This window comes from Rhizobium sp. IY2, from assembly GCF_047532935.1.
In the GTDB taxonomy this organism is placed as follows: Bacteria; Pseudomonadota; Alphaproteobacteria; order Rhizobiales; family Rhizobiaceae; genus Rhizobium; species Rhizobium anhuiense.
On the sequence record NZ_JBLKNU010000001.1, the window covers coordinates 1,363,200 to 1,388,783 of the forward strand.

The 25,584-nt window shown below is 61.1% G+C and carries 25 protein-coding genes; 13 read left to right on the plus strand and 12 right to left on the minus strand.

Going from position 1 to position 25,584, the window contains the following annotated elements; genetic code table 11:
- Positions 1-5 precede the first annotated feature (5 nt).
- The 3 genes from ACMUVN_RS06665 to ACMUVN_RS06675 form a co-directional block, all read right to left on the minus strand.
- A complete protein-coding gene (locus ACMUVN_RS06665) occupies positions 6-1,253 on the minus strand; it encodes an ABC transporter ATP-binding protein (protein WP_097544263.1) in 1,248 nt (415 codons plus the stop codon).
- Entirely contained in the window at positions 1,250-2,080 is an 831-nt protein-coding gene (locus ACMUVN_RS06670; RefSeq protein WP_414814926.1) for a metallophosphoesterase family protein, read from the minus strand. Before ACMUVN_RS06670 ends, ACMUVN_RS06665 begins: the two co-directional genes overlap by 4 nt.
- Before the next feature lie 215 nt (positions 2,081-2,295).
- Positions 2,296-2,691 (minus strand): hypothetical protein, encoded by a 396-nt coding sequence (locus tag ACMUVN_RS06675; RefSeq protein WP_414814927.1) that lies wholly within the window; start codon positions 2,689-2,691, stop codon positions 2,296-2,298.
- Positions 2,692-2,890: 199 nt separating this feature from the next.
- On the opposite strand from ACMUVN_RS06675, the gene ACMUVN_RS06680 reads away from it, so the two are divergent.
- Entirely contained in the window at positions 2,891-3,079 is a 189-nt protein-coding gene (locus ACMUVN_RS06680) for a hypothetical protein (protein WP_047615152.1), read from the plus strand.
- Between the two features lie 20 nt (positions 3,080-3,099).
- Here the strand turns inward: ACMUVN_RS06680 and ACMUVN_RS06685 are convergent, their stop codons facing one another.
- A complete protein-coding gene (locus ACMUVN_RS06685) occupies positions 3,100-5,472 on the minus strand; it encodes an alpha-amylase family glycosyl hydrolase (protein ID WP_414814928.1) in 2,373 nt (790 codons plus the stop codon).
- A gap of 261 nt (positions 5,473-5,733) precedes the next feature.
- On the opposite strand from ACMUVN_RS06685, the gene ACMUVN_RS06690 reads away from it, so the two are divergent.
- The 5 genes from ACMUVN_RS06690 to ACMUVN_RS06710 all read left to right on the plus strand — a co-directional run bounded on the left by ACMUVN_RS06690 (position 5,734) and on the right by ACMUVN_RS06710 (position 10,820).
- On the plus strand, positions 5,734-7,860 hold the full coding sequence (locus ACMUVN_RS06690; protein WP_414814929.1) for a calcium-binding protein: 2,127 nt from the start codon (positions 5,734-5,736) through the stop codon (positions 7,858-7,860).
- Positions 7,861-8,091: 231 nt separating this feature from the next.
- A complete protein-coding gene (locus ACMUVN_RS06695; RefSeq protein WP_414814930.1) occupies positions 8,092-8,385 on the plus strand; it encodes a hypothetical protein in 294 nt (97 codons plus the stop codon).
- Between the two features lie 40 nt (positions 8,386-8,425).
- Positions 8,426-8,932, plus strand: coding sequence for a winged helix-turn-helix transcriptional regulator (locus ACMUVN_RS06700; RefSeq protein WP_414814931.1), 507 nt, complete (start codon positions 8,426-8,428; stop codon positions 8,930-8,932).
- Positions 8,933-8,944: 12 nt separating this feature from the next.
- A complete protein-coding gene (gene fabF, locus ACMUVN_RS06705; protein WP_414814932.1) occupies positions 8,945-10,210 on the plus strand; it encodes a beta-ketoacyl-ACP synthase II in 1,266 nt (421 codons plus the stop codon).
- A 181-nt stretch (positions 10,211-10,391) separates the two neighbouring features.
- Entirely contained in the window at positions 10,392-10,820 is a 429-nt protein-coding gene (locus ACMUVN_RS06710; RefSeq protein ID WP_168333778.1) for a DUF4864 domain-containing protein, read from the plus strand.
- Positions 10,821-10,890: 70 nt separating this feature from the next.
- On the opposite strand, the gene tgt is transcribed toward ACMUVN_RS06710, so the two are convergent.
- From tgt to coaD, 5 genes are all read right to left on the minus strand, one after another.
- The gene (tgt, locus tag ACMUVN_RS06715; RefSeq protein WP_168333779.1) at positions 10,891-12,021 is read right to left on the minus strand and encodes a tRNA guanosine(34) transglycosylase Tgt; all 1,131 of its coding nucleotides are present in this window, start codon (positions 12,019-12,021) and stop codon (positions 10,891-10,893) included.
- Positions 12,022-13,101 (minus strand): tRNA preQ1(34) S-adenosylmethionine ribosyltransferase-isomerase QueA, encoded by a 1,080-nt coding sequence (queA, locus tag ACMUVN_RS06720; RefSeq protein WP_028756880.1) that lies wholly within the window; start codon positions 13,099-13,101, stop codon positions 12,022-12,024.
- A gap of 72 nt (positions 13,102-13,173) precedes the next feature.
- Complete coding sequence (locus tag ACMUVN_RS06725; RefSeq protein WP_028756879.1) at positions 13,174-13,683, minus strand: peptidylprolyl isomerase; 510 nt, start codon at positions 13,681-13,683, stop codon at positions 13,174-13,176.
- A gap of 28 nt (positions 13,684-13,711) precedes the next feature.
- Positions 13,712-14,284: a peptidylprolyl isomerase gene (locus tag ACMUVN_RS06730; RefSeq protein ID WP_028756878.1), complete on the minus strand. Its 573-nt coding sequence runs from the start codon at positions 14,282-14,284 to the stop codon at positions 13,712-13,714.
- A 58-nt stretch (positions 14,285-14,342) separates the two neighbouring features.
- Positions 14,343-14,837 (minus strand): pantetheine-phosphate adenylyltransferase, encoded by a 495-nt coding sequence (gene coaD / locus ACMUVN_RS06735; RefSeq protein WP_003539657.1) that lies wholly within the window; start codon positions 14,835-14,837, stop codon positions 14,343-14,345.
- Positions 14,838-15,090: 253 nt separating this feature from the next.
- Here coaD and ACMUVN_RS06740 point away from each other — a divergent pair, with 253 nt between their 5' ends.
- The 3 genes from ACMUVN_RS06740 to ACMUVN_RS06750 all read left to right on the plus strand — a co-directional run bounded on the left by ACMUVN_RS06740 (position 15,091) and on the right by ACMUVN_RS06750 (position 15,730).
- Positions 15,091-15,261 carry a hypothetical protein gene (locus ACMUVN_RS06740; RefSeq protein WP_244604870.1) on the plus strand — a complete coding sequence of 57 codons (171 nt, stop codon included), beginning with the start codon at positions 15,091-15,093 and terminating at the stop codon, positions 15,259-15,261.
- 142 nt (positions 15,262-15,403) lie between these two features.
- Complete coding sequence (locus tag ACMUVN_RS06745; RefSeq protein WP_164735989.1) at positions 15,404-15,559, plus strand: hypothetical protein; 156 nt, start codon at positions 15,404-15,406, stop codon at positions 15,557-15,559.
- A gap of 36 nt (positions 15,560-15,595) precedes the next feature.
- Positions 15,596-15,730 carry a hypothetical protein gene (locus ACMUVN_RS06750; protein WP_018445350.1) on the plus strand — a complete coding sequence of 45 codons (135 nt, stop codon included), beginning with the start codon at positions 15,596-15,598 and terminating at the stop codon, positions 15,728-15,730.
- Positions 15,731-15,914: 184 nt separating this feature from the next.
- On the opposite strand, the gene gyrA is transcribed toward ACMUVN_RS06750, so the two are convergent.
- Positions 15,915-18,737, minus strand: coding sequence for a DNA gyrase subunit A (gene gyrA, locus ACMUVN_RS06755; protein ID WP_184389972.1), 2,823 nt, complete (start codon positions 18,735-18,737; stop codon positions 15,915-15,917).
- A gap of 237 nt (positions 18,738-18,974) precedes the next feature.
- On the opposite strand from gyrA, the gene ACMUVN_RS06760 reads away from it, so the two are divergent.
- Entirely contained in the window at positions 18,975-19,622 is a 648-nt protein-coding gene (locus ACMUVN_RS06760; protein WP_018242015.1) for a MarC family protein, read from the plus strand.
- A 146-nt stretch (positions 19,623-19,768) separates the two neighbouring features.
- On the opposite strand, the gene ACMUVN_RS06765 is transcribed toward ACMUVN_RS06760, so the two are convergent.
- Together ACMUVN_RS06765 and ACMUVN_RS06770 are read right to left on the minus strand one after the other, a co-directional pair.
- On the minus strand, positions 19,769-20,335 hold the full coding sequence (locus tag ACMUVN_RS06765) for a DUF2569 family protein (protein WP_028756883.1): 567 nt from the start codon (positions 20,333-20,335) through the stop codon (positions 19,769-19,771).
- 230 nt (positions 20,336-20,565) lie between these two features.
- Positions 20,566-21,084 (minus strand): single-stranded DNA-binding protein, encoded by a 519-nt coding sequence (locus tag ACMUVN_RS06770; RefSeq protein ID WP_025554957.1) that lies wholly within the window; start codon positions 21,082-21,084, stop codon positions 20,566-20,568.
- A 283-nt stretch (positions 21,085-21,367) separates the two neighbouring features.
- On the opposite strand from ACMUVN_RS06770, the gene uvrA reads away from it, so the two are divergent.
- The 3 genes from uvrA to ACMUVN_RS06785 are packed head-to-tail and all read left to right on the plus strand — an operon-like array spanning position 21,368 to position 25,578.
- Positions 21,368-24,289 carry an excinuclease ABC subunit UvrA gene (gene uvrA / locus ACMUVN_RS06775; protein ID WP_063475577.1) on the plus strand — a complete coding sequence of 974 codons (2,922 nt, stop codon included), beginning with the start codon at positions 21,368-21,370 and terminating at the stop codon, positions 24,287-24,289.
- Positions 24,286-24,747, plus strand: a complete 462-nt coding sequence (locus ACMUVN_RS06780) for an N-acetyltransferase family protein (RefSeq protein ID WP_414814933.1) — start codon at positions 24,286-24,288, stop codon at positions 24,745-24,747. Before uvrA ends, ACMUVN_RS06780 begins: the two co-directional genes overlap by 4 nt.
- A gap of 24 nt (positions 24,748-24,771) precedes the next feature.
- Complete coding sequence (locus ACMUVN_RS06785; RefSeq protein WP_028756886.1) at positions 24,772-25,578, plus strand: DUF72 domain-containing protein; 807 nt, start codon at positions 24,772-24,774, stop codon at positions 25,576-25,578.
- Positions 25,579-25,584: the final 6 nt, after the last annotated feature.

Consider the following 25,584-nt stretch of genomic DNA (forward strand, 5'->3'; position numbering starts at 1 on the left):
CGACGCTAGCCATGCGCCCTCTCCCATTGAGAGTGGCCCGCCATCAGCCCGGCATCGGCGGAGCCGAGCCCGGCATCGGCAGAGCCGAGCCCGGCATCACCTGCGGTGAGCCCGGCATCACCCGTGGCAACGCTGCCGGCCAGCCGGCTGCCATCCTCGGCAAAGATCAGCGTCCGGCCGGGCGAGAGCCGCAGCCCGACGGCATCACCGGCGGCAAGGCCTGCGGCTTCGGACGGTTGAACCTTGGCGATGATGGTCTCGCTGATCGCTTCGAGCCGGCAATGGAGGATGACTTCGGAGCCCAGGAATTCGACGCGTTCGATCCGGGCGGCAAGTCCATCATGCCGGCTCCTGGACAGAAAGACGAATTCGGGGCGAATGGCGATCGTGACCGGCATCTTCCTGTCCGGCGCATTGTCGAGCATAAGCCGCAGGCCGCCGCAGAGAATGACGCCGCCTTCGGCAAAGGCCGGCAGCAGATTGATGCGCGGCTGGCCGATGAAGCGGGCGACTTCGATATGGGCGGGATCGTCGTAGATGACTTCGGGGCTTGCTATCTGCAGCAATTTTCCGCCCATCATCACAGCGACACGGTCGGCCATCGACAGCGCTTCCGCCTGATCGTGGGTGACATAGAGCGTCGGCACGCCGGCTCGGCGATGCAGGTCGACGATCTCGCCGCGGGCGTGGACGCGCAGATTGGCGTCGAGGTTGGACAGCGGCTCGTCCATCAGGAAGATGTTCGGCTGGCGCACCATGGCGCGGGCAAGCGCCACGCGCTGACGCTGGCCGCCGGACATCTGGCCGGGCTTGCGGTCGAGAAGGTGGTCGATCTTCAGCGACGTCGCCATCTCCCTGACGTCGCGGGCGATCTTCACGCGGGTGGCGCGCTGGCCGGGCATCAGCGAGCCGATGAAGGGCAGCCGCTGCATCCTCGACAGCCGGCGCATCGCCAGAGGCACGGCGATATTCTCAGACGCCGTCAGATGCGGATAGAGCGCGTAGGACTGAAAGACCATGGCGATGTTGCGGTCGGCGGCTGCGACGCCGGACATGTCGCGCCCGCCGATCAGGATCTCGCCGCGGTCGGCATGGTCGAGGCCAGCCAGAACGCGCAGCAGCGTGCTCTTGCCGCAGCCGGAGGGGCCGACTAGCGCGATGAATTCGCCGGCCGCAATATCCAGGCTGACGCCATCGAGGATCTGGTTGCCGGCGAAAGCCTTGGTGATGCCGCGAAGCGAGAGCGCGCTCATTCGACCGGTTCCCGCTGCTTGACCGCCTGGGGATAGACCTCATGAACGACGTCGTCGAGCACATGGGCGGTCATGCCGGGAACGGCGACAATCGTGCTTTCGACTGAAGTATCGAACTCATGGATGACGGCGCCGATCAGACGTTCACCCGGCATCTCCCGCTCCATCTTGTCGATGATGAAGGCGGCCGATGGACCCCATGTCAGCTGGGTGTTGTTAAAGCGCCCCTGCCAAGCCCAGTGGAGATGGCCGCTCGCAAACAGTGCCACGTCATGGGAAGCGATGAGATCATAGAGCCGCCGGCGCTGGACCGGGCGAACGCTCCAATAGCCGGTATCGCCCTCGTCGGGCGCATCGACGAACAGCGGCTTGTGTGCAAACAGCGCCACGCGCCGCCCTGCCCTGTCGGAAAGCGCCTGATCGAGCCATTCGAACTGGGCGTCCTCCTCGTCATCCTCATGGCCGAGAAGCAGCGCGTTCAAGCCGATGAGGCGCCAGCCGGCCGTATCCTCCAGCCAACGGTCGGGGCCAGCAAGGCTGCGCCAGCGGGCGAGCCGCTCGGCATTGACCGGCTGGTCCGATCCTTGGAGATGGCCGACATCGTGATTACCGGGGACGATCAGCATCGGGATCGACACCTGGCGCATCAGGTCCATCGAGAAGGTGATGTCGGCGTCCTTGTCGGCGCCGTCGACGGTGAGATCGCCGGTATGGACGATCAGGTCGGCGCCGGTCTCTTCGATCCAGCTCAGAAGCGGCGCCCAGTTGCCGTTGAAATGCGGCTTGTCGGGACTGAAATGGGTGTCGGTGATCTGAATGATTTTCATGTCTGAATCATCTTCATGGGCGCATCTCCGAGACGTCGGAAGCGCGTCACCCGCGCTTCCTTCTCGGGCCCTCTCTAGAAGGCTCCCATGTCAATCAGACATCTGCTGTTTTCAGCTGTTTTTCAGTTTTGACATCAATTTGTCATGCAAGAAAAAGCTGCCCGCAGGAACCGGGGCAGCCTTGGCCAGCATTTGGGATTGAGATTGCGGTGAAATCAATGCCGTGGTGCGTTGGCTGGGATGGACGATACCGTTGCCGAGACAGGGTCGCTTGCAGGGAAGCTGTCTTCAAGGCCCTCGTTCAACTCCTCCTCCAGCGTCTCGCTGTCCCCAGCCGAACGCGCGCTCGGCTGGCCGATCAGACCCTTGCTGCCTTCGTCAAAATTGCCGTTGCTCAAGGCATCGTAACGGTTGATGCTGCCGTCCGGCTCGCCGCCGGCAAAGCTGGTCAGCTGAACCATCATGACCTTGGCGTGGTCGACCGCCGTCGCATCATCAAGCTCGCCATGGGAGCTGTCGATTTTGACGGAAATCGATTCTCCGCCTTCGCCCAAGAATTCGACGGTGAAGATGTCGCCGGCCTGTGTCACTCGCGTATCGATCAACTGCATCGGAACCTCCTGTGTTCATTGACATCAACGGCGATCAACATCCGGAGTTCCATGGGCCAATCATTTCAACGTCAGGTCAACATCAGGCGATGACTGGTTCTCGCCTGGCGATTATGGTTAATTTATTAATAATTCGGGTTTTATAAATGGAACGAAGCGGCCTTTCCGAGTGTTGATGCTGCGCCGTGGAGGAACCCCAATGATCCTGAAAATCCTTGCCCCCAAAATCGACGCCGATTGCCATGACACCGGCACCTGGCCCGATGGGATCTTCGCCGAAAACCGGATCGATCTTTCCGTTCGCCGCGACGGCCGTCGTCGCTCGCCGCATGAGCGCGACTACGGCAATGACAGGAAACTGGAAAATCTGCCGCTCGGCTTTGCTTGACCGTTGCCGGCGTGCACTTGTCACAGCCTGCGAAAGACCAGAACGCCTGACGCCGGCAGCACGGGATCGAGCACTCCCGCCGTGGCTCGGAGCCTTCCGCCGCTGTTACCGACGTTCCAGCCGCCATATCTGCGAGAATCGCTGTTGAAGACCTCCTCCCAGAGGTCATCTCCCAAGCGGTCGCTGTGCAACCGGTAGCCGTGTTCGAAGGGAGCATCGTTCAGCGAGCCCACGACGAGGAAATCCTCGCCGTCGTTCCAGCGATGAAAGGCGATCACCCGATTTTCGTCGTGAACCAGGGGAATGGCGATGTTGCGCGAGCGAATGGCTGCCTCTCCGACACTGAGCGCTATCAGATCGCGATAGCAGCTGATCATCCCTGCCCCGTGGCCATCGGCTGCGCCGAGAATATTCTCCCGGTTGGCGAGGAAATCATTGTAGCGATAGGGCTTCAGGGCACCGATTTCCTCGCCCATGAAAAACATCGGCGTCCCCGGCGATAGCAGCGTCATCGCCGCCGCGAACCTCGATCTCGCCTCCGCCCACGTCCTGGTCTCACCGACAACAGGCGCGAAATTGACCGCGATCACAGCGGTTCGCGCCGATCCTTCACGATTGCCGCAATCGTCGTGCGACTGGTTATAGACTACCTTGGAGTGCGCGCTTGTCTGCAAAGCGCCGGCAAGAGACGACATGGTCAGCGCCCGCTGGTCCCCGAAGCCGGCATTCTTCAACAGCTGCGCCTGCGCACCGCCGTGATATTCGACGAGATTGTGATGAAAGTCACCATACCAGGTCGCATCGCAGCCGAGCCCGTCGCCGGTCAGGCTTGGCTCGGTCATCGCCGACCAGTCCGAATAATCCTCGGCCGTCAGGAAAAGCTGCGGCTTGATGAGCCGCATCGTGCGGGTCCATTGCTTCAGGAATTTGGCGCCGAAGGCGGCGGCCCGATCGGCGCGCCGGCCATCGGCATGCAGAACCGGATATTGATGGATCGAACTCGTCTGATCGAGCCGGAAACCGTCGATATGGCAGACGGAGACGAAAAAGGCGGCGCTGGAGATGAAAAGCTGGCGCACGGCTTCCTCATGGAAGCGCGGCGCCCATCCCGTCGAGATGTTGTCGATGTAGCCGCCCGTGGGATCGGCGTAATCGCCGGGCCGTCCCTCGTACCAATAGTAGATATTGCGGGTGTGATCGTTGGAATCATAGGCCCATTGCGCCCGCTCGCCATCCGGATCGAAGTGGTTGTAACAGACATCGAGGATGACGGCGATGCCGCGCTGGTGGCAGGTCTTGATGAACATCTTCAGCCGGTCGGTGCCGCCGGCCCCTTGATCGGCGGCAAAGAAATGCGAGGTGCCGTAGCCCCAGTTGGCCCGGGTCTCGAATTCCGCAATCGGCAGCAGTTCCACCGCGTTGACGCCGAGCGCTGCGAGATGTTCGACGAAGGCGACGGCATCATCGAGCGTACCGGGCGCGGGCTTGCCGAAACCGAGGGCGCCGACATGCAGTTCATAGATCACCAGATCCTCGAGCCGATCGGGAATCTTTTGGCCGCCGGCGAATTCGTCGGCCCAGAAGGCCTCGGCGGTAAGCTCCTCTCCCGATGGCAGTACCACCCGCTTCGGGTCGCAGACGACCGAACAGCTCTGCGGTCCGTCCAATGACGCCGGCGATCCGTGATAGACCGCCCCATCCGGATCGAAGTCCCCCGCGCCGATCTGCATGAGCGACCAGATATCCGTGCGGTAGACGAGCGATCCGTCATCCTTCGTGATGCGGTACATATAGGGGGTGCCGACCATGCCGTCGAAATCGGCAAGGCCGTCATCATCGCCGGTTTCGACGGTCCAGAAGCCGTCGACGGTCTTGCGCATCGCGATGGTTGCGACTGCACCGGTGCCGTCGTCGGCGATGTAGCCGATGGCCGGATCGGCCAGGACAAGCGAAACCGCCCTGGCGTTCGGCGCCCAGACCGCGAAGCGAATGCCGTCGGCACTGTTGCGCCGCTCAATTCGATTCGCCCCCAGACGGCCGATCCACGTCAGATAATAGGTCTGCGGCGCCAGGTCCGGGTGGAGGTCGAAGGAGCGTTCGCGACGCGTCGAGACCTCGTCGTCCAATTCGGCGGCGATCGCCCATAGGCCGGAAGCATCAGGCCGATCCAGCTCGACCCCCCAGCGGAAATGCGTGCCGATCCCGGCGTCACGAAACGATACATCGGCGACGAAGACATCATAACCATCCTCATCACGGGAAGGCCGCATCGAAACAGATGTCCACTCATGCGAGACGCGGCCTTGCTCGTCCCAACTGCCGCAGAGACGGACATCGCCGAACGCCATCGATGGCAAGCCGCTGCGAAACCGGAATTGAACATCGACGGTCATCGGATCCTCCAAAACCATGTCGGATTTCACCAGGCTCTGCCTATGGGCCGTCCCGCTCGGGCATGATCAGTTGGCCGGACGAAAAAATGCAAGCGCAGATTTCATAATAAATACAATCCGAAGCGAGCCACATTCGGGACAATATATCATGGATAACGAGTCATCGCCGCACGACCCTCCTCGTGTATTAAATCGAATTGGTTTCAACAAATGGGGATTCATTCCCATCGCCAATTCCCTCGTAAACCGGGAGAAAAACTTATGGCTCAAGCCGTTAGAATAAACGATATTATTCGCTCCTTTGGAATTGATACACATATCGACTACACCGACGGAAAATATTCCGATGTCGGAGAAGTTGTTAAGGCACTCGACTATCTTGGCCTCGATACAGTCCGCGATCACGCCCCCAACTCCGCTTCCGATCCCAACGGCCAAACGCATCTCGGCGACGCGGCCAAGGCCGGCGTGCAATTCGTCTTCAGCGCACAGCGGGAAGTCGACCCCGCCACCGTGGTCCAGCGGTTGCATGATTTCGCGCAGGCCCATCCCGGATCGGTCGTCGGCATCGAAGGCCCGAACGAAGTCAATAACTGGCCGGTCAGCTATCACGGCCTGAGCGGCCAGGCCGCAGCGGTCGCCTATCAGAAGGACCTGTCTGCCGCCGTCAACGCCGATCCGTTGTTGAAGGACATCCCGGTCTTCAGCTTTACCGGATATACGGTCGCTTCCGCGTCCGACTACACGACGATCCACACCTATGCGAAGGATGGCGACCAGCCATATTCATGGCTTTCCCGAGAATCCGGCGTTCAGCGCGCTGCCGATCCGGGCAAGCCGCTTGCGATCACCGAGACCGGTTACCATACGTCGCTGACCGCCGACACCAATGGCGGCTGGGAAGGCGTCAACGAAGCGACGCAGGCCAAGCTCCTGCTCAATACGCTGATGGACGGCGCGGCACTCGGATCGAAAAACACGTTCATCTACGAATTGCTAGACGCCTATTCCGATCCGCAGGGCACCAATCAGGAAAAGCATTTCGGCCTTTTTCATCTCGACTATTCGGCCAAGCCGGCTGCGACGGCGATCCACAATCTGACCGAAATCCTTGCGGATGACGGCGCTCAGAAGGCGAGCTTCAGCACCGGAGCGCTCAACTATTCGATCGACGGGCTGCCGTCCTCGGCCCGCAGCCTGCTTGCGGAAAAATCGGACGGAAGCTACCAGATCATCCTCTGGAACGAGCCCGATATCTGGAACCAGTCCACCGATACGGCCATTCAGGCTGCCAATACAGCCGTCAAAGTCAATCTCGGCGCCTCGTTCGGCTCCGTGAAGGTCTTCGACCCGCTGACCGGGACGACGGCGATCAAAAGCCTCAGCAACGTCTCGTCCCTGACGGCTAATGTCGTCGATCATCCCGTAATCATCGACATCGAAGGCGGCATCACCAGCACGCCGCCGCCGGCACCCAACCATATCTATGGCGGCACCGGCAACGACATATTCACCGTCAGCAACTCCGCTCAAATCGTCGACGAAAGCCGGGGCGGCGGGACGGATACCGTCATGTCGTCGATCAGCTTCAGCCTCAAGGATACGGCGCATACGATCGGAAACGTCGAGAACCTGACGCTGACCGGCACCGCCAATCTGAACGGCACCGGGAATGGCCTGGCGAATGTTCTCACCGGCAATTCCGGCAACAATATTCTTGACGGAAGCACTGGTGCCGACCGCATGTCGGGCCGCGCCGGCAATGACACCTATATGGTCGACAATGCCGGCGATTTTGCCGATGAAACAGGGGCATCCGGCAAGGACACCATCAAGGCTTCGACTTCCTTCAGCCTGGCCGATCTGAAGCGCACGGCCGGAACGATCGAAAACCTTGCCTTGACCGGAACGGCCAATCTCAGCGCGACGGGCAACAACACGTCCAACCTGCTGACCGGCAACGACGGCAGCAACAGTCTCAACGGCGGCAAGGGGGCCGACCAGATGAGCGGCGGACTCGGCAACGACAAGCTGATCGGCAAAGCCGGCGCAGACATTCTGACCGGCGGCGGAGGGGCCGATTCCTTCGTTTTCGACGTTAAGCCCGACAATGTGAGCATCGACAAGATCCGGGATTTCTCCTCGGCGGCCGGCGACAAGCTGCTGCTCGACCATTCGATTTTCGCCGCACTCAGCCTATCGAGATTTTCGGATGAGAATTTCGTCGTCGGCACCAAAGCACTCGAAGCTGACGATAGACTGATCTACGACCAGACCAGCGGCATTCTATCCTTTGATGCGGATGGAAGTGCCGCGGGTGCGGCAATCCATGTCGCCGATCTCGACAATTCCCCGGCGCTTCACTTCAAGGATTTCATGCTGATCTGACCCGGCCAGGCCCGTCGCTATTCGGCGGCGGGCTGCGGCACCACTTATGTTTCTAAAGCGCGTCGCGATCTTTCAACGTCGCGCCTCGCGCTTTAGCTCTTGGTTTTTACGCATGTCGTTGCCGCAAAAACCGCTGCACGCTTTTGTGCGACATGCTTAGCCTCCTCTTGCCGGCAGGAGATTCCCGGCCACATTCCTCCGTCAATGCCACTCGCAGCACCGGAGAAGCCTTTGCCCTGGATCGCGTATATCGCCCATTTCATCGCCGCGGCCTTTCTGACCAATGGCATCCCGCATTTCGTCAACGGCGTCAGCGGCCGGCCCTTCCGCACTCCATTCGCAAAGCTCGGTTCGCCGACAGCCAATGTCGTCTGGGGCTGGGTGAATTTCCTCATCGCCTTCCTGCTCTTTGCCAATATCGGGCCGCTTTATATCGGCTCGCCGGGCGATACGATCTTCGTGGCAGTCGGCATGCTCGTCACCGGCATGGTGCTCGCCCGGATTTTCGAGCGCGAGTCCCGATAGTAACTTGCATGATGATAGTCACTGATGTAGTGACGTCGCCATGCAGCGAACAAGCTTCAGTGATTTCAGATGCCCGGCGGCACGCGCGCTCGAGAGCGTCGGCGACTGGTGGAGCATCCTGATCCTGCGCGACGCCTTCCAGGGACTGTCGCGCTTCGACGAATTCCAGAAGAGCCTCGGCGTGGCGCCGAACATCCTGACGCGGCGGCTGAAACACCTGACGGATCAGGGCCTGTTCGAACGACGGCTCTACCATCAGCGCCCTGCCCGCTACGAATATCGGCTGACGGAAAAGGGCCGCGATTTCTTTCCAGTCCTGATGACGCTGTTTTCCTGGGGAAGCCGGCACATTCCGGAGGAGGACCTCGCCTTTCTCTTGGGCGATGCCGCTTCCGGCAAAGAGCGCCAGACGATGCTGGTCGATGCGCGCACCGGCGAACAAGTGACACCCGAAAATACCAGCCTGCTTGCAGGTCCCGCCGCCGATAACGAAGCGCATGAGCGGATCACCCGCATGCGCGCCTGGTATCTCGGCATCGACGCATAGAAGGAGAATGGAATGGACCGCATCGTTGTCACCGGCATGGGACTTGTCTCGCCACTCGGCACCGGCATCGAGCCCGCCTGGAAACGCCTTCTCGATGGCGGTTCAGGACTGAGGGTATTGGCGGAAGACATCGTTGGCGAGCTCGCGGCCAAGGTCGGCGGTATCGTTCCCGGCATTGCCGAGGATGCGCAAGCCGGCTTCGATCCCGACCGATACATCCCGCCCAAGGACCAGAAAAAGATGGACCGCTTCATCCATTTCGCCATGGCGGCGACGGAGGAAGCGGTCAAGCAGGCCGGCTGGATGCCGACCGACGAGGGCGAGCGTGAACGCACCGCGACGATCATCGCGTCGGGCGTCGGCGGCTTTCCGGCGATCGCCGAAGCGGTGCGGATCGGCGAGACGCGCGGCGTCCGGCGCCTGTCGCCTTTCACCGTGCCCTCCTTCCTCGTCAACCTCGCCGCCGGCCAGGTCAGCATCCGTTACGGCTTCAAGGGGCCGCTCGGCGCTCCGGTGACGGCGTGCGCCGCCAGCGTCCAGGCAATCGGCGACGCGGCGCGGCTGATCCGCTCCGGCGAAGCGGATGTGGCGATCTGCGGCGGTGCCGAAGCCTGTATCGACAAGGTGAGCCTCGGCGGCTTTGCCGCCGCGCGTGCCCTTTCCACCGGCTTCAACGAAACGCCGGAGCTTGCGTCACGGCCCTTCGACACGGCGCGCGATGGTTTCGTCATGGGCGAAGGCGCCGGCATTCTGGTCATCGAAACGCTGGAGCACGCGCTTGCCCGCGGCGCCACACCACTCGCCGAACTCGTCGGCTACGGTACGGCGGCGGACGCCTACCATATGACCTCGGGCCCCGAAGACGGCGACGGTGCCCGCCGGGCGATGGAGGCCGCGCTCCGCCAAGCGAAGATCGCCGCTTCCGACGTCAAACACCTGAACGCGCATGCGACCTCGACACCGGTCGGTGACAGGGGCGAGATCGCCGCGATCGGCACGGTCTTCGGCCGCAATGGCGGCATTGCCGTCAGCGCGACGAAATCAGCGACCGGCCACCTGCTCGGGGCTGCCGGCGGGCTGGAGGCGATCTTCACCATCCTGGCGCTGCGCGACCAGATCGCGCCGCCGACCCGCAACCTGGATGAGGCTGATCCGGCCGCCGACGGCATCGATATCGTCGGCAAGACGGCGCGGCCGCTCACCATGGACTATGCGATCACCAATGGTTTCGGCTTCGGTGGAGTGAACGCCAGCGCCCTCTTCCGGCGCTGGTCGTAAAGTCTGTTTTGCTTGCGGTAGGCCGGTTCAGTTTTCATGGAAGCACAGAACCGCTCTTATTTTTTGTTTTACGCAATTCCGGACGCAAAACCGCTGCGCACTTTTGCTGGCATTGCTTTGGAAATCGCCTACACTTCTGCTCTATCGGGGATTATTCTCCGATAGAGCTGGAGATCAACCCATGCGCGCCTTCTTCGCAGTTCTTATTCTGTGTGCCGCGTCCCTCCTCTCCATCGTCTCGGCCCGCGCCGAAGACCCGATCGACACGACGCGGACGATGATCGAGAAACAGATCAAGGCCTTCCTCAAGGACGATGCCGAGACCGCCTATTCCTTCGCCGCTCCCGGCATCCGGGCGATGTATCCCGACAAGAATCTGTTCTTCGCCATGGTGAAGAAGAGCTACGAGCCGGTCTATCATCCCGGCAACTACGCCTTCGGCCGCAGCCGCTCGATCGACAACGGCGCGCTGATCTATCACGAAGTACTGATTTCAGGCCGCGATGGCAAAGACTGGACGGCGATCTACCAGATCACCCGCCAGCCGGATGGCAGCTACCGGATCAACGGCGTGCAGATCATCCCAGATGCGGACAGCAAGGGTATTTGATCCCGATCGATCCAACCTCGTTGGATTGAATCAAACAGGTTCGATCGGGATCAAACAGGTTTGATCGGGATCACACGGGCTGGAGATCGCCTCTTGCCCATTCCTCCTGCGTTTCCGCCATGAAATCGGCGAAGCGGCCTTCGGCGATCGCCTTGCGGATGCCCTGCATCAGTTCCTGGTAATAGGCGAGATTGTTCCAGGAGAGCAGCATGCCGCCGAGCGCCTCGTTGGAGCGGACGAGATGGTGCAGATAGGCCCGTGAATAATCGCGTGAGGCCGGGCAGTTCGACTGTTCGTCGAGCGGGCGCATATCTTCGGCATGGCGGGCATTGCGGATGTTGACCTTGCCACGGCGGGTAAAGGCCAGGCCATGGCGGCCGGAGCGGGTCGGCATGACGCAGTCGAACATGTCGATGCCGCGCGCAATCGATTTCAGAATATCATCCGGCGTGCCGACACCCATGAGGTAACGCGGCTTTTCCAGAGGAAGGACCGGCAGCGTCGTTTCCAGCATCTGCAGCATGACATCCTGCGGCTCGCCGACGGCGAGGCCGCCGATCGCATAGCCCTTGAGGTCGAGCTGGCTCAACGCCTCGGCCGAACGGATGCGCAGCGCCGGGATGTCGCCGCCCTGAACGATGCCGAACATCGCCTTGCCGGGCTGCTCGCCGAAGGCCACCCGGCAGCGTTCGGCCCAGCGCAGTGACATTTCCATGGCGCGCTCGATCTCCTTCGGCTCGGCCGGCAGCGCCACGCATTCGTCGAGCTGCATCTGGATGTCGGAACCGAGCAGCCCCTGAATTTCTATGGAGCGCTCCGGCGACATGTGATGCAGGCTGCCGTCGACATGCGACTTGAAGGTGACGCCCTGTTCGTCGAGCTTGCGCAGGCCGGACAGCGACATGACCTGGAAACCGCCGGAGTCGGTCAGGATCGGATGTTCCCAACGGATGAGCTTATGCAGGCCGCCAAGGCGGGCGACGCGCTCGGCCGTCGGGCGCAGCATCAGGTGATAGGTATTGCCGAGGATGATGTCGGCGCCGGTCTCGCGCACCTGGTCGAGATACATGGCTTTGACCGTGCCGACGGTGCCAACCGGCATGAAGGCCGGCGTGCGGATCTCGCCGCGCGGCATAGAGATCTTACCGAGGCGGGCGCCGGCATCGGTTTTGTCAAGCGTGAATTGGAAGCGGTCGGTCATCTAATCTTTCCGGAAGAGAAGGCTGGCATCGCCATAGGAATAGAAGCGGTAGCCCGTCTGGATGGCGTGGTCATAGGCGGCGCGCATGGTGTCGAGGCCTGAAAAGGCCGAGACCAGCATGAAGAGCGTCGAGCGCGGCAGGTGGAAATTGGTCATCAGCATGTCGACGGCCTTGAAGCGGTAACCCGGCGTGATGAAAATGCCGGTGGCGCCGCTCCAGGCGCGGATTTCGCCACTGTCTTGCGTCGCGCTCTCGATCAGCCGCAGTGAGGTGGTGCCGACGCAAATGATGCGTCCCCCTCTTTGCTTGACGGCGTTCAGCCGGGCGGCGGTTTCGGCGCCGACATAACCGCTTTCGAGATGCATTTTGTGATCGGCGGTATCATCGGCCTTGACGGGCAGGAAGGTGCCGGCCCCGACATGCAGCGTCACGAAATGGCGTTCGACACCGGCCTTGTCGAGCGCCTCGAACAAAGCGGGTGTAAAATGCAGGCCGGCCGTGGGGGCTGCGACAGCGCCCTCCTCCCGCGCATAGATGGTCTGATAGTCGGCGCGATCGCGTTCATCCTCCGGCCGCTTGGCGGCGATATAGGGCGGCAGCGGTATGTGACCGACGCTGGCAATCGCTTCGTCCAGTGCGGGGCCTGAGAGATCGAAGGCCAGTGTCACTTCGCCGGCCTCGCCCTTTTCTTCCACCGTCGCGTCAAGCGAGCCGATCATGCAGCTTTCGCCGCTATGGCCGAAGGCGATGCGGTCGCCTTCCTTGATGCGCTTGCCGGGCTTGGCGAAAGCCTTCCATTTGTTGGCGCCGATACGCATGTGCAGCGTCGCCGACACCTGCTGGCCGCCAGCACCCTCTCGATGGCGAATGCCCTCGAGCTGGGCCGGAATAACCTTGGTGTCGTTGAAGACGAGCGCGTCACCGGGCCGCAGAAAAGACGGCAGATCGCCGACGCGATAATCCCGGATGGTTTCCACATTCGGATCGACGACGAGCAGCCGCGCGCTGTCGCGCGGCTCGGCGGGCCGCAACGCGATGCGTTCATCAGGCAGGTCGAAATCGAAAAGGTCTACGCGCATCAGGGCACTTTCAGGCAAAGCGAAACCCGCCCCACGCTTTCGCGCAAGGGCGGGTTTCAGCAGAAATCACAATCAGACGTCGGCGGCAACCCGCATGGAGACGATCGAGTCCGGATCGGAAACCGGCTCGCCGCGCTTGATCTTGTCGACGTTGTCCATGCCTTCGATGACCTGGCCCCAGACGGAATACTGCTTGTTCAGCCACGGCGCGTCGGTAAAGCAGATGAAGAACTGAGAGTTGGCCGAGTTCGGGTTCTGCGAACGGGCCATCGAGCATGTGCCGCGCGTATGGGTGGTTGCCGAGAATTCAGCCTTCAGGTCCGGCTTGGAGGAGCCGCCCATGCCGGCGCGGCTGGGATTGAAGGTTTCCGAGCCCTTCTTGCCGAATTCGACATCGCCCGTCTGGGCCATGAAATCCTGGATGACGCGGTGAAAGACGACGCCGTCATAGGCCTTCTCGCGGGCGAGTTCCTTGATGCGGGCGACATGTTCCGGGGCGACCTGCGGCAAAAGCTGAATGACAACCTTGCCCTTGGTGGTTTCCAGAATGATGGTGTTTTCGGGATCCTTGATCTCGGCCATTGCCTTCTCCTCTTGTTTCTCTCGTAACTTACTTCTTGCCCAGGGTGACCTTGATCATCCGGTCGGGACTTTTGACTTCGCCGTTCTGGCCTTCGCCGCGCTTGATCTTGTCGACGTTCTCCATGCCGGAAACGACCTTGCCGACGACGGTGTACTGGCCGTTCAGGAAGGAACCGTCGGCGAACATGATGAAGAACTGCGAATTGGCGGAATTCGGATCCTGCGAACGGGCCATGCCGACCGTGCCGCGCACGAACGGGGTCTTGGAGAATTCGGCCGGAATGTCAGGCAGATCGGAAGAGCCGGTGCCGGCGAGGCTCGCATCGAAGCCCTTTTCCATATTGCCGTATTTGACGTCGCCGGTCTGAGCCATGAAACCGTCGATGACGCGGTGGAAAGCGACGTTGTCGTATTCGCCCTTCTTTGCCAGTGCTTCGATCTGGGCGACATGCTTCGGCGCCACCTCAGGCATCAACTGAATGACGACGGGGCCGTTCTTCAGCTGGATGGTGAGATAGTGATCGGCCGACTGGGCGAAGGCATCCCCGGCGAAGGAGGCGAGATACAGCACGCCGGCAAATGCGAGATAAAAGAGTTTCATATGAGCTCCATTGCGGCGGGTTCCGCCTTGTCTTTGCGCTTGCTAGTCTTTGTTCTGACTAGTTTGGGCGCTTGGATGTGAGGGCTTGCAAGACGGCGGCCGGCACGAAAGCGCTGACATCGCCGCCCATGGCGGCGATCTGGCGGACCAATGTGGCGGTAATGGGCCGCGAGGCCGTGCCCGCCGGCAAAAAGATGGTCTGGATATCGGGCGCCATCGTCCGGTTCATTCCGGCCATCTGCATTTCGTAATCAAGGTCGGTGCCGTCGCGAAGACCGCGGATCAACAGTGTTGCTCCATGGGTGCGGGCGGCATCGACGACCAGATTGTCGAAGGCGACGACGGTGATGTCACCGGTCTTGCCGGGCAGCGCTTCAGCCAGCGAACGGCGGATCAGCTCAGCTCTCTCTTCGAAGGAGAAGAGCGGCGCCTTGCCGGGATGGATGCCGATCGCGACGATCACCTTTTCGGCGACGTTCAGCGCCTGGACCAGAACATCCACATGCCCATTGGTGATCGGGTCGAAAGACCCCGGATAGAAAGCTGTCGTCATGTGACCAGACCGTTGATTTGACGCCTTTTGTCACGGATGCCGCTCTGCCGCAAGTGATTTGGGCAGGTCCGGCGAGAGTGCCGCGCGTCCATCCGGACACGCCAAGGACGTTCTATCATTTTGAATTGGCAGGCGGTTGAACGGCGGATGAATGGTCCGTTCAAGGCCGTTTCAGACAGGATCTGCTTTACTCGGATCATCAAATGCAGCCGATGCCATTCCGGCATCCGGCGCTTCCTGAAAGACCAAGTCCATGCTGATCGTGCTCGTTGCACTTGCCGTCGTTTCCTCCCTCGCCGCAGAGATGGCCTATGGTTATTTCGCCGATCGATATGAGGTGAGCTGGGTGCGGCCGGAGCTTGCCGAACATGCGGCGATCGTGCGCGCCCAGGGCCGGCTGCGCGAAAACGGGCTTCGAATCTGAACGCCAGATGAACGAGACATTCAAGGAGGCTTCAGATCGCCATTGGTAAACACCCCCTCAACATCCGCGGAACCATTTTCAAACGGATGCGTTCATTCAACCGACCCCATAGATGCGATCAGCGCGGCAGGAAGGACTAAAGATGCCCGGTAAGATTACGATGATTAACCTGCTCTGGATGGTAATGGTCACGGGCATGCTGACCGCAACTGTCGCTCTCTATGATCAGAAGGTCGATACGTCCAAGGTTTATGGTCCCTATGCTTCGGCCCGGACGGCCGTGCTGGGCCAGTACTGAGGGGCGAGAACGCAACTCCCCAGGAAAGGAATGCCTATGTTCACGATTTTGACAGTGCTCACCGCCCTCATCAGCGTGATGTTCATCGTGTCCGTGGCCTCGACGATCTCAGCGCTTCGGCGTGAAGGCGAAGAGGTGAAAGCTCTGAACGAAAAACATAGAGCATTCTGACCTTCCTCTCTGACCACCCACTTCCCACCCTCGAGCGGCACCCTTCCGTCGCCAGGGCCATTCAAAGCCGGATGCACCCAGCATCCGGCTTTTTCTTTGGGTATGATCTGAACCATCCCCGGACTTGAAAAGAAATGGGCGCTTGAAAAGAAATGGGCGGCTCGAAGCCGCCCCCTTCATGTGATCATTCCGCGGCAGGCCCGGCCGGATCGCCATCGGCAACCGGGCCTTGATCGGTGGCGCCTTCATCGGTCGCAGGGGCGCCTTCGGCGACCTCGACAGCCTCCTCCGTCTCGTCTTCCTCCGGCTCGCTGATGCGCTCGACCGAAACAACCTTCTCGTCCTTGGCGGTGGAGAAGATGGTGACGCCCTTGGTGGCGCGGCTGGCGATGCGGATGCCGCCGACCGGCACGCGGATCAGTTGGCCACGATCGGAGACCAGCATGATCTGGTCGCCGTCATCAACAGGGAAGGCCGCGACCTGTTCGCCGATCTCGCCGGTTTTCGACGTATCGGTGGCGCGGATGCCCTTGCCGCCGCGGCCGGAGATGCGGAAATCATAGGAGGACGAACGCTTGCCGAAGCCTTTTTCCGAGACCGTCAACACGAACTGCTCGCGTGCCTTCAGCTCTTCATAACGCTCGTCGGAAAGCTGCCCCTCTTCGGTGACTTCTTCGCCAACCAGCGCAATATCCTCTTCATCCACGCCCGTCGCCCGACGTTCGGTCGCGGAACGCTTGAGATAGGCAGCACGCTCCCACGGCTCGGCATCGACATGACCGACGATGGTCATCGAGATGATGCGGTCGCCATCGCCGAGATTGATGCCGCGCACACCTATCGAGTTGCGGCCGGCAAAGACGCGGACGTCGTCGACGGAGAAGCGGATGCACTGACCGAGCGCCGTCGTCAGCAGCACGTCATCCTGATCCGTGCAGGTCTCGACGGAGAGGATTTCGTCGCCCTCCTCCTCGAGCTTCATGGCGATCTTGCCGTTGCGGTTGACCTGGACGAAGTCCGACAGCTTGTTGCGGCGAACCGTGCCGCGCGTCGTCGAGAACATGACGTCGAGATTGTCCCAGCTCGTCTCGTCCTCGGGCAAGGGCAGGATGGTGGTGATACGCTCGCCGGGTGCGAGCGGCAGCATGTTGATCAGCGCCTTGCCGCGCGAGGTCGGCGTGCCGATCGGCAGGCGCCAGACCTTTTCCTTGTAGACGATGCCACGCGAAGAGAAGAACAGGACCGGCGTATGGGTATTGACTACGAACAGCCGGCTAACGAAATCCTCGTCGCGGGTGGTCATGCCGGAGCGGCCCTTGCCGCCGCGGCGCTGGGCGCGGTAGGTGGTCAGCGGCACGCGCTTGATGTAACCGAGATGGGAAACGGTGACGACCATGTCTTCGCGGGCGATCAGATCCTCGTCGTCCATTTCGAGGCCGCCATCGACGATCTCGGTGCGGCGCGGCGTGCCGAACTCGTCGCGGACGGCGGTGAGTTCATCCTTGACGATGGTCTGGATGCGGACGCGCGAAGAAAGAATATCGAGGTAATCCTTGATTTCGTCGCCGATCTTGTTGAGTTCGTCGCCGATTTCGTCGCGGCCGAGGGCCGTCAGGCGGGCAAGGCGCAGTTCGAGGATGGCGCGGGCCTGTTCCTCGGAGAGATTGTAGGTCAGGTCGTCGTTGATGCGATGGCGTGGATCGTCGATCAGACGGATCAGGCTTTCGACATCTGCCGCCGGCCAGCGGCGGGTCATCAGCTCTTCGCGGGCCGACTGCGGATCGGGCGCCTGGCGGATGACGCGGATGACCTCGTCGATATTGGCGACGGCAATGGCGAGACCGACCAACACATGGGCGCGGTCGCGCGCCTTGCGCAGCAGAAATTTCGTTCTCCGGCTAACGACTTCTTCGCGGAAGGAGACGAAAGCGCGCAGCATATCGAGCAGCGTCAGCTGCTCGGGCTTGCCGCCGTTCAGCGCCACCATGTTGCAGCCGAAGGACGTCTGCAGCGGCGTGTAACGATAGAGCTGGTTGAGGATGACCTCGGCATTGGCGTCGCGCTTCAGCTCGACGACGACGCGATAACCCTGGCGGTCGGATTCATCGCGCAGATCGGAGATGCCTTCGATGCGCTTGTCGCGCACCAGTTCGGCCATCTTCTCGATCATCGTCGCCTTGTTCACCTGATAGGGAATCTCGGTGATGATGATCTGCTCGCGGTCGCCGCGCATCGGCTCGATGGCGGCGACGCCGCGCATGATGACGGAGCCGCGGCCGGTCTCGTAAGCCGAGCGGATGCCGGCACGGCCGAGGATCTTCGCACCCGTCGGGAAGTCGGGGCCAGGGATGATCTGCATCAGTTCCGGCAGCTCGATTGCCGGGTCGTCGATCAGCGCGATGCAGCCGTCGATGACTTCAGAGAGATTGTGCGGCGGGATGTTCGTCGCCATGCCGACAGCGATGCCACCGGCGCCGTTAACGAGCAGGTTCGGAAACTTGGCGGGCACCACGACCGGCTCGGAGAGCGTGCCGTCGTAGTTGTCGCGGAAGTCGACGGTTTCCTTGTCGAGATCGTCGAGCAGCGAATGGGCAGCCTTTTCGAGGCGGCATTCGGTGTAACGTTCAGCCGCCGGCGGATCGCCATCGACCGAGCCGAAATTGCCCTGGCCGTCGATCAGCGGCAGACGCAGCGACCAGGGCTGCGCCATGCGGGCGAGCGCATCATAGATCGCAGTATTGCCGTGCGGATGGTATTTACCCATCACGTCACCGGTGACGCGGGCGCATTTGACGTATTTCTTGTTCCAGTCGATGCCGAGCTCGGACATGCCGTAGAGGATGCGCCGGTGCACGGGCTTCAGGCCGTCGCGCACGTCGGGCAGCGCGCGGCTGACGATGACGCTCATGGCGTAATCGAGATACGACCGCTGCATTTCCTCCATGATGGAGATGGGCTCGATGCCTGGCGGGAGCTTCCCGCCGCCGGGGGGTGTTTGCTCAGTCAAAACAGATCACGATCTCTTCTAGAATCACTTGAAGATTTATAGCGGAAAGCCTGTTCCCACGCCAATTTTCACAGCGCGTTTTGAACAGGCTTTTGCGGCTTAAAGAGGGTAAAACATATAAGTTGCGCGGCCGGACCGGACAAATCCGCCCCCGGCCGCCGCGGGAAATTTGCCAAATCGGAATCCCCGCTTCACAATCATAAAAACCAAGTGACTATATGGGGTTCCGGAGAGACGATGGCAAGCGCCGACCAATTGATCAACGCCTTCACGACGCTGCTCGTCACCATCGATCCGCCCGGTCTCGCACCGATCTTTCTAGGCCTGACGACAGGCATGAGCCGCAGTGAGCGCACACAGGTAGCGCTGCGTGGCTCGACCATCGCCTTCATCATTCTCGCCGTCTTCGCGCTGTTCGGCGCCGGCGTGCTCAGCGTGCTGGGGATTTCGATCGGCGCCTTCCGCATCGCCGGCGGGCTGCTCTTGTTCTGGATCGCCTTCGAGATGGTGTTCGAGAAGCGCCAGGACCGCAAGGAGAAGGCCACCGAGGTGGCGATCACCAAGGATCATATCGAAAATATCGCCGTCTTTCCCCTCGCCTTGCCGCTGATTGCCGGCCCGGGCGCGATCTCGGCGACGATCCTGCTTGCTGGAACGCTCGCCACCTCCGTCGGAAAAGCGCAACTGATCGGCGTTCTTGCTGCCAATCTGCTGCTGACCTTCCTCATGCTGCTCGTCGCCGAACGGCTGGACCGTTTCCTCGGCGTCACCGGCCGGGCGATCCTGACACGGCTTCTCGGCGTCATCCTCGCCGCCCTCGCCGCCCAGTTCGTCGTCGATGGCGCGAAATCGGCGCTCAATCTGATCAGCGCGACGCCGCATTGAGCGGTAAAAAATCACAGAGAGCACTGACGCCGTCTTTGGGACATCATGCTCCGAAGCACCGCCACCCGTGGGACCACCGGTCGGAACGGAAAAACAGAACATGGAGTGTAAACTGAAGGAGAGACAACGGATCAAATCGTCGCCTTCTACGAGAATATCTCGTGCTGAACGCGGGCTTGGTGGCTAAACGTGTTCCGAACCCTTACGGATTTGGACACGTACCACACCCACAAACCGGTGACGATGAACGCAGCTACGCTCGGTCCAACAACCTCGGCTTTCAGAAGTTGATTAACACTGACCCCCAGCACAGAGGAAACTAGTGCAAGATCGAGCACGAAGGCGACTGGGATGGCTATCCATTGATAGAAAAACAGCCTTGGAAACATTCTGTCCTTCTTAAACATAAACCAGATTACCACCACCTGAAGTATCACAAGGGCAAAACTTAAGGCCGCCTCGCCAACAGCCACCAATTCACCTCCTTCGACAGCACTATATTTAGCGTAAGTTTCCATCGAGCTCGCGCCAGAAGCTAGTGTCTTAAGTAGCCCCATGACCTCTGCTATTGCTAAAAGCAGAAGCCACCCGCCGAAACCCGATGGACCGTTGACTGGGTCAGTTGTTCTCTTAGCTGATCGAACAGCAAACCAAATTGGCAATCCAAAAAATAGAAAAACGATTAACCAATGCCAAATAGAAAACGACCCCATCAGCGAATCCCCCGAAAGCCTGAAAAGATCACTACCCCGGATACAGTGATTCCGTCTATTCCCGACACCAGTTCTGACTGATCACAGCGCTTTTAAGTCGGCGACCATCTGGAACCAAGAAAATCACGCATAAGACCATTTGCGACCCGCCGAACCGAGCCCGAGGGCAAAGAGGCCGGACAATTCCAGCATGCTCTTCCCGTGATTCTCCGAGGTCGGCGTACCTCTCTTTAGAACGGGATATCGTCGTCGAGATCCCGCGAGAAATTGCCGCCGCCAGCGCCGCCGCGGCTCGGGGATGAAGAGGGAGCCGGCGCGCCGTAGTCGTCGCCATAATCATTGCCGCCGCTGCTGCCGCGGCCGCCGCCGAAACCGGAGCTGGCACCGCCGCCTTCACCGCGGCCATCGAGCATCGTCAGCGTCGAATTGAAGCCCTGCAGCACCACTTCGGTGCTGTAGCGGTCCTGGCCCTGCTGGTCCTGCCACTTGCGGGTCTGCAGCTGGCCTTCGATATAAAGCTTGGCGCCCTTCTTCACATATTGTTCGACAACCTTGCAGAGGCCTTCGTTGAAGACGACGACAGTATGCCATTCGGTCTTTTCACGGCGCTCGCCGGAATTGCGGTCGCGCCAGGTTTCCGAGGTCGCGATACGAAGATTGGCGATCGGCCGGCCATCCTGAGTGCGGCGGATTTCGGGGTCTGCACCCACGTTTCCAACCAGAATTACCTTATTCACGCTACCAGCCATACTTCTCACCCTGCCTGCCGCCCTGCCCGGCGGCGTTTAATCGATCGGCGCACCTTAAACCATCACGGACCGCCGATGCGCATGGGCGGCATTTAATCCACATGTTTATCCATCAGAAAGCCGCATGCATTCATCAGGAATTTTGTTCTTTATTTGTTCTACTTTATCCGTATGATCCTGTCAACAGAATCGAAAACCTTGACCCTTCCCGGATATTCAGCCTCGACTCGCCCGCCGGCATCACTAAATAAGGGCTGTTATCCAGAAAACCAAAGCAGAGACGATGAGCGAACTGAAGACGATCTCCATCCGCGGCGCGCGCGAGCATAATCTCAAGAGCATCGATCTCGATCTGCCGCGTAACAAGCTGATCGTCATGACCGGGCTTTCGGGGTCCGGCAAATCCTCGCTCGCCTTCGACACGATCTACGCCGAAGGCCAGCGGCGTTATGTCGAGAGCCTGTCGGCCTATGCCCGGCAGTTCCTCGAAATGATGCAGAAGCCCGACGTCGACCAGATCGACGGGCTGTCGCCGGCGATCTCGATCGAGCAGAAGACCACCTCGCGCAATCCGCGCTCGACGGTCGGCACCGTCACCGAGATCTACGACTATATGCGCCTGCTCTTTGCCCGCGTCGGCGTTCCCTATTCGCCGGCGACCGGCCTGCCGATCGAGAGCCAGACCGTCAGCCAGATGGTCGACCGCATCCTCGATTTCGGCGAGGGCACCCGTCTTTATATTCTTGCGCCGCTCGTGCGCGGACGCAAGGGCGAATACAAGAAGGAACTGGCGGAGCTGATGAAGAAGGGCTTCCAGCGCGTCAAGGTCGACGGCCAGTTCTACGAGATCGCCGAGGCGCCGGTGCTCGACAAGAAATACAAGCATGACATCGACGTGGTGGTCGACCGCATCGTCGTGCGCTCGGATGTCTCGGCGCGTCTGGCGGACAGCCTGGAGACCTGCCTGAAGCTTGCCGACGGGCTGGCGGTCGCCGAATTCGCCGACAAGCCGCTGCCGCCGGAAGAGACGTCGGCCGGCGGCTCGGCCAACAAGTCGCTGAACGAGACGCATGAACGCGTGCTGTTTTCGGAGAAATTCGCCTGCCCGGTCTCGGGCTTCACCATTCCCGAGATCGAGCCGCGGCTGTTTTCCTTCAACAATCCCTTCGGCGCCTGCCCGACCTGCGACGGCCTCGGCGCCCAGCAGAAGATCGATCCGGACCTGATCGTGCCCGAGCCCGAACGGACGCTGCGCGACGGGGCGATCGCGCCCTGGGCCAAGTCGACCTCGCCCTATTACAACCAGACGCTGGAAGCGCTCGGCAAACATTACGGCTTCAAGCTCGGCACCCGCTGGAACGAGCTTTCCGACGAGGCCAAGGACGTCATCCTCAACGGCACCAACGACAAGATCGAATTCCATTATGCCGATGGCGCCCGCTCCTACACGACGCAGAAGAATTTCGAGGGCATCATCACCAATCTCGAGCGCCGCTGGAAGGAAACCGATTCCGCCTGGGCGCGCGAGGATATCGAGCGCTTCATGTCGGCCGCCCCCTGCCCTTCCTGCAACGGATTCCGCCTGAAGCCTGAGGCCTTGGCGGTGAAGATCGACACGCTGCATATCGGCGAAGTGACCGGGATGTCGATCCGCGTCGCCCGCGACTGGTTCGAGGCGCTGCCGGCAAGCTTCAATGCCAAGCAGAACGAGATCGCCGTGCGCATCCTCAAGGAAATCCGCGACCGGCTGCGCTTCCTCAACGATGTCGGCCTGGAATATCTGAGCCTGTCGCGCAATTCCGGCACGCTGTCGGGCGGCGAGAGCCAACGCATCCGGCTTGCCTCGCAGATCGGCTCAGGGCTGACAGGCGTGCTCTACGTGCTCGACGAGCCGTCGATCGGCCTGCATCAGCGAGACAATGCCCGGCTGCTCGACACGCTGAAGCACCTGCGCGACATCGGCAACACCGTCATCGTCGTCGAACATGACGAGGATGCGATCCTGACGGCCGACGACGTGGTCGACATCGGCCCGGCTGCCGGCATTCACGGCGGCCAGGTCATCGCCCATGGCACACCGCAGGACATCATGGACAGTCCGAACTCGCTGACCGGCAAATATCTCTCGGGCGAACTCGGCGTTCCCGTTCCCGATGAACGCCGCAAGCCGAAAAAGGGCCGCGAGATCAAGGTGGTCGGCGCGCGCGGCAACAATCTGAAGAACGTCACGGCATCGATCCCGCTCGGGGTGTTCACGGCGGTGACCGGTGTTTCCGGCGGCGGCAAGTCCACCTTCCTGATCGAAACGCTCTATAAGTCGGCAGCGCGCCGCGTCATGGGCGCACGTGAAAACCCGGCCGATCACGATCGCATCGACGGTTTCGAGCATATCGACAAGGTGATCGACATCGACCAGTCGCCGATCGGCCGCACGCCGCGCTCGAACCCGGCGACCTATACCGGCGCCTTCACGCCGATCCGCGACTGGTTCGCCGGCCTGCCGGAGGCAAAGGCCCGCGGCTACCAGCCGGGCCGCTTCTCCTTCAACGTCAAGGGCGGACGCTGCGAGGCCTGCCAGGGCGACGGCGTCATCAAGATCGAGATGCACTTCCTGCCCGATGTCTACGTCACCTGCGATGTCTGCCATGGAAAGCGTTACAACAGAGAGACGCTCGACGTCACCTTCAAGCACAAGTCGATCGCCGACGTGCTCGACATGACGGTGGAGGAAGGCGTCGATTTCTTCGCGGCGGTGCCCGCCGTGCGCGACAAGCTGCAATCGCTGAAGGATGTCGGCCTCGGTTACATCAAGGTCGGCCAGCAGGCCAATACGCTCTCGGGCGGCGAGGCGCAGCGCGTCAAGCTTGCCAAGGAACTGTCGAAACGCTCGACGGGACGCACGCTCTACATTCTCGACGAGCCGACGACCGGCCTGCATTTCCACGACGTGGCCAAGCTGCTCGAAATGCTGCACGAACTGGTCAACCAGGGCAATTCGGTGGTGGTGATCGAGCACAATCTCGAAGTCATCAAGACCGCCGACTGGGTGCTCGATTTCGGCCCCGAAGGCGGCGATGGCGGCGGCGAGATCGTCGCGACCGGCACGCCGGAAGCGATCGTCAAGGAAAAGCGCTCCTATACCGGACACTTCCTGAAGGAATTGCTGGAACGGCGGCCGGCGAAGAAGGCGGTTGCGGCGGAATGACGATGAGGCCAGCGTCGCCCGATGATCTGGAAATGATCGCGACGCTGACAGCTGCCGCCTATCGGCCCTATGCCGAACTCTTCGGCGCTGCGCCGATCCCGGTGACGGAGGATTACGCGCCGCGCATCGAACGCGGCGAGGTCTGGCTGCGCGAGGTCGGCGACGAAACGGCCGGCCTGGTGGTGGTCGAGCAGCATTCCGATCACCTCATGCTGTTCAGCATCGCGGTCTCGCCGGCCTTTCAGGGCGGCGGGCACGGGTTGGCGATGCTGCGCTGGCTGGAGGGCAAGGCGCGGGAATGGGCAGTGCCGGAAATCCGGCTCTACACGAATGCGCGGATGGAGCGGAACATCGCGCTCTATCGCGCCTTCGGTTTTCAGGAAACGGGTCGTCGGCCGAGCCCTTATCGGCCAGGATGGACGCTCGTCGACATGACGAAAGAAATCGATGCGGCCTGAGCGGCTGCCAACGGGGAGGACGACATGACGAAATCCGGCACTATCCGCACCGGCATCGGCGGCTGGACCTTCGAGCCCTGGCGCGGGCATTTCTTTCCTGATGACCTGAAACAGAAAGACGAGCTGAATTATGCCAGCCGCCAGCTGAAGGTCATCGAGGTCAACGGCACCTATTACAGCACCCAGAAGCCTGCAGTCTTCGCCAAATGGGCGGCAGACGTGCCCGATGGCTTCATCTTTTCGCTGAAGGCGACGCGTTTCGTCACCAATCGGCGGGTGCTTGCCGAAGCCGGTGAATCGATGGAGCGGTTCCTGACATCGGGTATCAGCGAACTCGGCGATCATCTTGGGCCGCTGCTCTGGCAATTTGCACCGACGAAGAAGTTCGATCCGGAAGATTTCGAGGCCTTCCTGAAGCTGCTGCCGGCAAAACAGGACGGGCTGGCGCTGCGCCACGTGGTCGAGGTGCGGCACGATTCCTTCAAGGTGCCGGAATTCGTGGGCCTGCTGGCGAAATATGGGGTGGCGCCTGTTTGTGCCGAACATTTCGAATATCCGATGATCGCCGACGTCACGGCGGATTTCGTCTATGCCAGGCTGCAGAAGGGATCGGACGACATTGCCACCTGCTATCCGGACAAGGAGCTGAAGGCCTGGGCAAAGCGACTGGAGACCTGGGCCGAAGGCAAGATCCCCGATGACCTGCCGCTGATCGATGCCGATCGCAAAGTGAAGACCGAGCCGCGCGACGTCTTCGCCTTCATGATCCATGAGGGCAAAGTCAATGCGCCACACGGAGCGATCGCCCTGCAGCAAGCGCTGGCGAAATAAGCTTGG

Coding starts and splice junctions, on each gene's coding strand:
- tgt (WP_168333779.1), bottom strand. CDS start 12,021: ATGACCGACCGCTTCCAATTCACGCTTGACAAAACCGATGCCGGCGCC.
- coaD (WP_003539657.1), bottom strand. CDS start 14,837: ATGACGACAGCTTTCTATCCGGGGTCTTTCGACCCGATCACCAATGGG.
- ACMUVN_RS06700 (WP_414814931.1), top strand. CDS start 8,426: ATGCAGCGAACAAGCTTCAGTGATTTCAGATGCCCGGCGGCACGCGCG.
- ACMUVN_RS06680 (WP_047615152.1), top strand. CDS start 2,891: ATGATCCTGAAAATCCTTGCCCCCAAAATCGACGCCGATTGCCATGAC.
- ACMUVN_RS06740 (WP_244604870.1), top strand. CDS start 15,091: ATGCTGATCGTGCTCGTTGCACTTGCCGTCGTTTCCTCCCTCGCCGCA.
- fabF (WP_414814932.1), top strand. CDS start 8,945: ATGGACCGCATCGTTGTCACCGGCATGGGACTTGTCTCGCCACTCGGC.
- ACMUVN_RS06665 (WP_097544263.1), bottom strand. CDS start 1,253: ATGAGCGCGCTCTCGCTTCGCGGCATCACCAAGGCTTTCGCCGGCAAC.
- ACMUVN_RS06785 (WP_028756886.1), top strand. CDS start 24,772: ATGACGAAATCCGGCACTATCCGCACCGGCATCGGCGGCTGGACCTTC.
- ACMUVN_RS06710 (WP_168333778.1), top strand. CDS start 10,392: ATGCGCGCCTTCTTCGCAGTTCTTATTCTGTGTGCCGCGTCCCTCCTC.
- ACMUVN_RS06760 (WP_018242015.1), top strand. CDS start 18,975: ATGGCAAGCGCCGACCAATTGATCAACGCCTTCACGACGCTGCTCGTC.
- ACMUVN_RS06725 (WP_028756879.1), bottom strand. CDS start 13,683: ATGGCCGAGATCAAGGATCCCGAAAACACCATCATTCTGGAAACCACC.
- ACMUVN_RS06750 (WP_018445350.1), top strand. CDS start 15,596: ATGTTCACGATTTTGACAGTGCTCACCGCCCTCATCAGCGTGATGTTC.
- ACMUVN_RS06765 (WP_028756883.1), bottom strand. CDS start 20,335: ATGGGGTCGTTTTCTATTTGGCATTGGTTAATCGTTTTTCTATTTTTT.
- ACMUVN_RS06730 (WP_028756878.1), bottom strand. CDS start 14,284: ATGAAACTCTTTTATCTCGCATTTGCCGGCGTGCTGTATCTCGCCTCC.
- uvrA (WP_063475577.1), top strand. CDS start 21,368: ATGAGCGAACTGAAGACGATCTCCATCCGCGGCGCGCGCGAGCATAAT.
- ACMUVN_RS06675 (WP_414814927.1), bottom strand. CDS start 2,691: ATGCAGTTGATCGATACGCGAGTGACACAGGCCGGCGACATCTTCACC.
- ACMUVN_RS06670 (WP_414814926.1), bottom strand. CDS start 2,080: ATGAAAATCATTCAGATCACCGACACCCATTTCAGTCCCGACAAGCCG.
- ACMUVN_RS06690 (WP_414814929.1), top strand. CDS start 5,734: ATGGCTCAAGCCGTTAGAATAAACGATATTATTCGCTCCTTTGGAATT.
- queA (WP_028756880.1), bottom strand. CDS start 13,101: ATGCGCGTAGACCTTTTCGATTTCGACCTGCCTGATGAACGCATCGCG.
- ACMUVN_RS06745 (WP_164735989.1), top strand. CDS start 15,404: ATGCCCGGTAAGATTACGATGATTAACCTGCTCTGGATGGTAATGGTC.
- ACMUVN_RS06780 (WP_414814933.1), top strand. CDS start 24,286: ATGACGATGAGGCCAGCGTCGCCCGATGATCTGGAAATGATCGCGACG.
- ACMUVN_RS06685 (WP_414814928.1), bottom strand. CDS start 5,472: ATGACCGTCGATGTTCAATTCCGGTTTCGCAGCGGCTTGCCATCGATG.
- ACMUVN_RS06770 (WP_025554957.1), bottom strand. CDS start 21,084: ATGGCTGGTAGCGTGAATAAGGTAATTCTGGTTGGAAACGTGGGTGCA.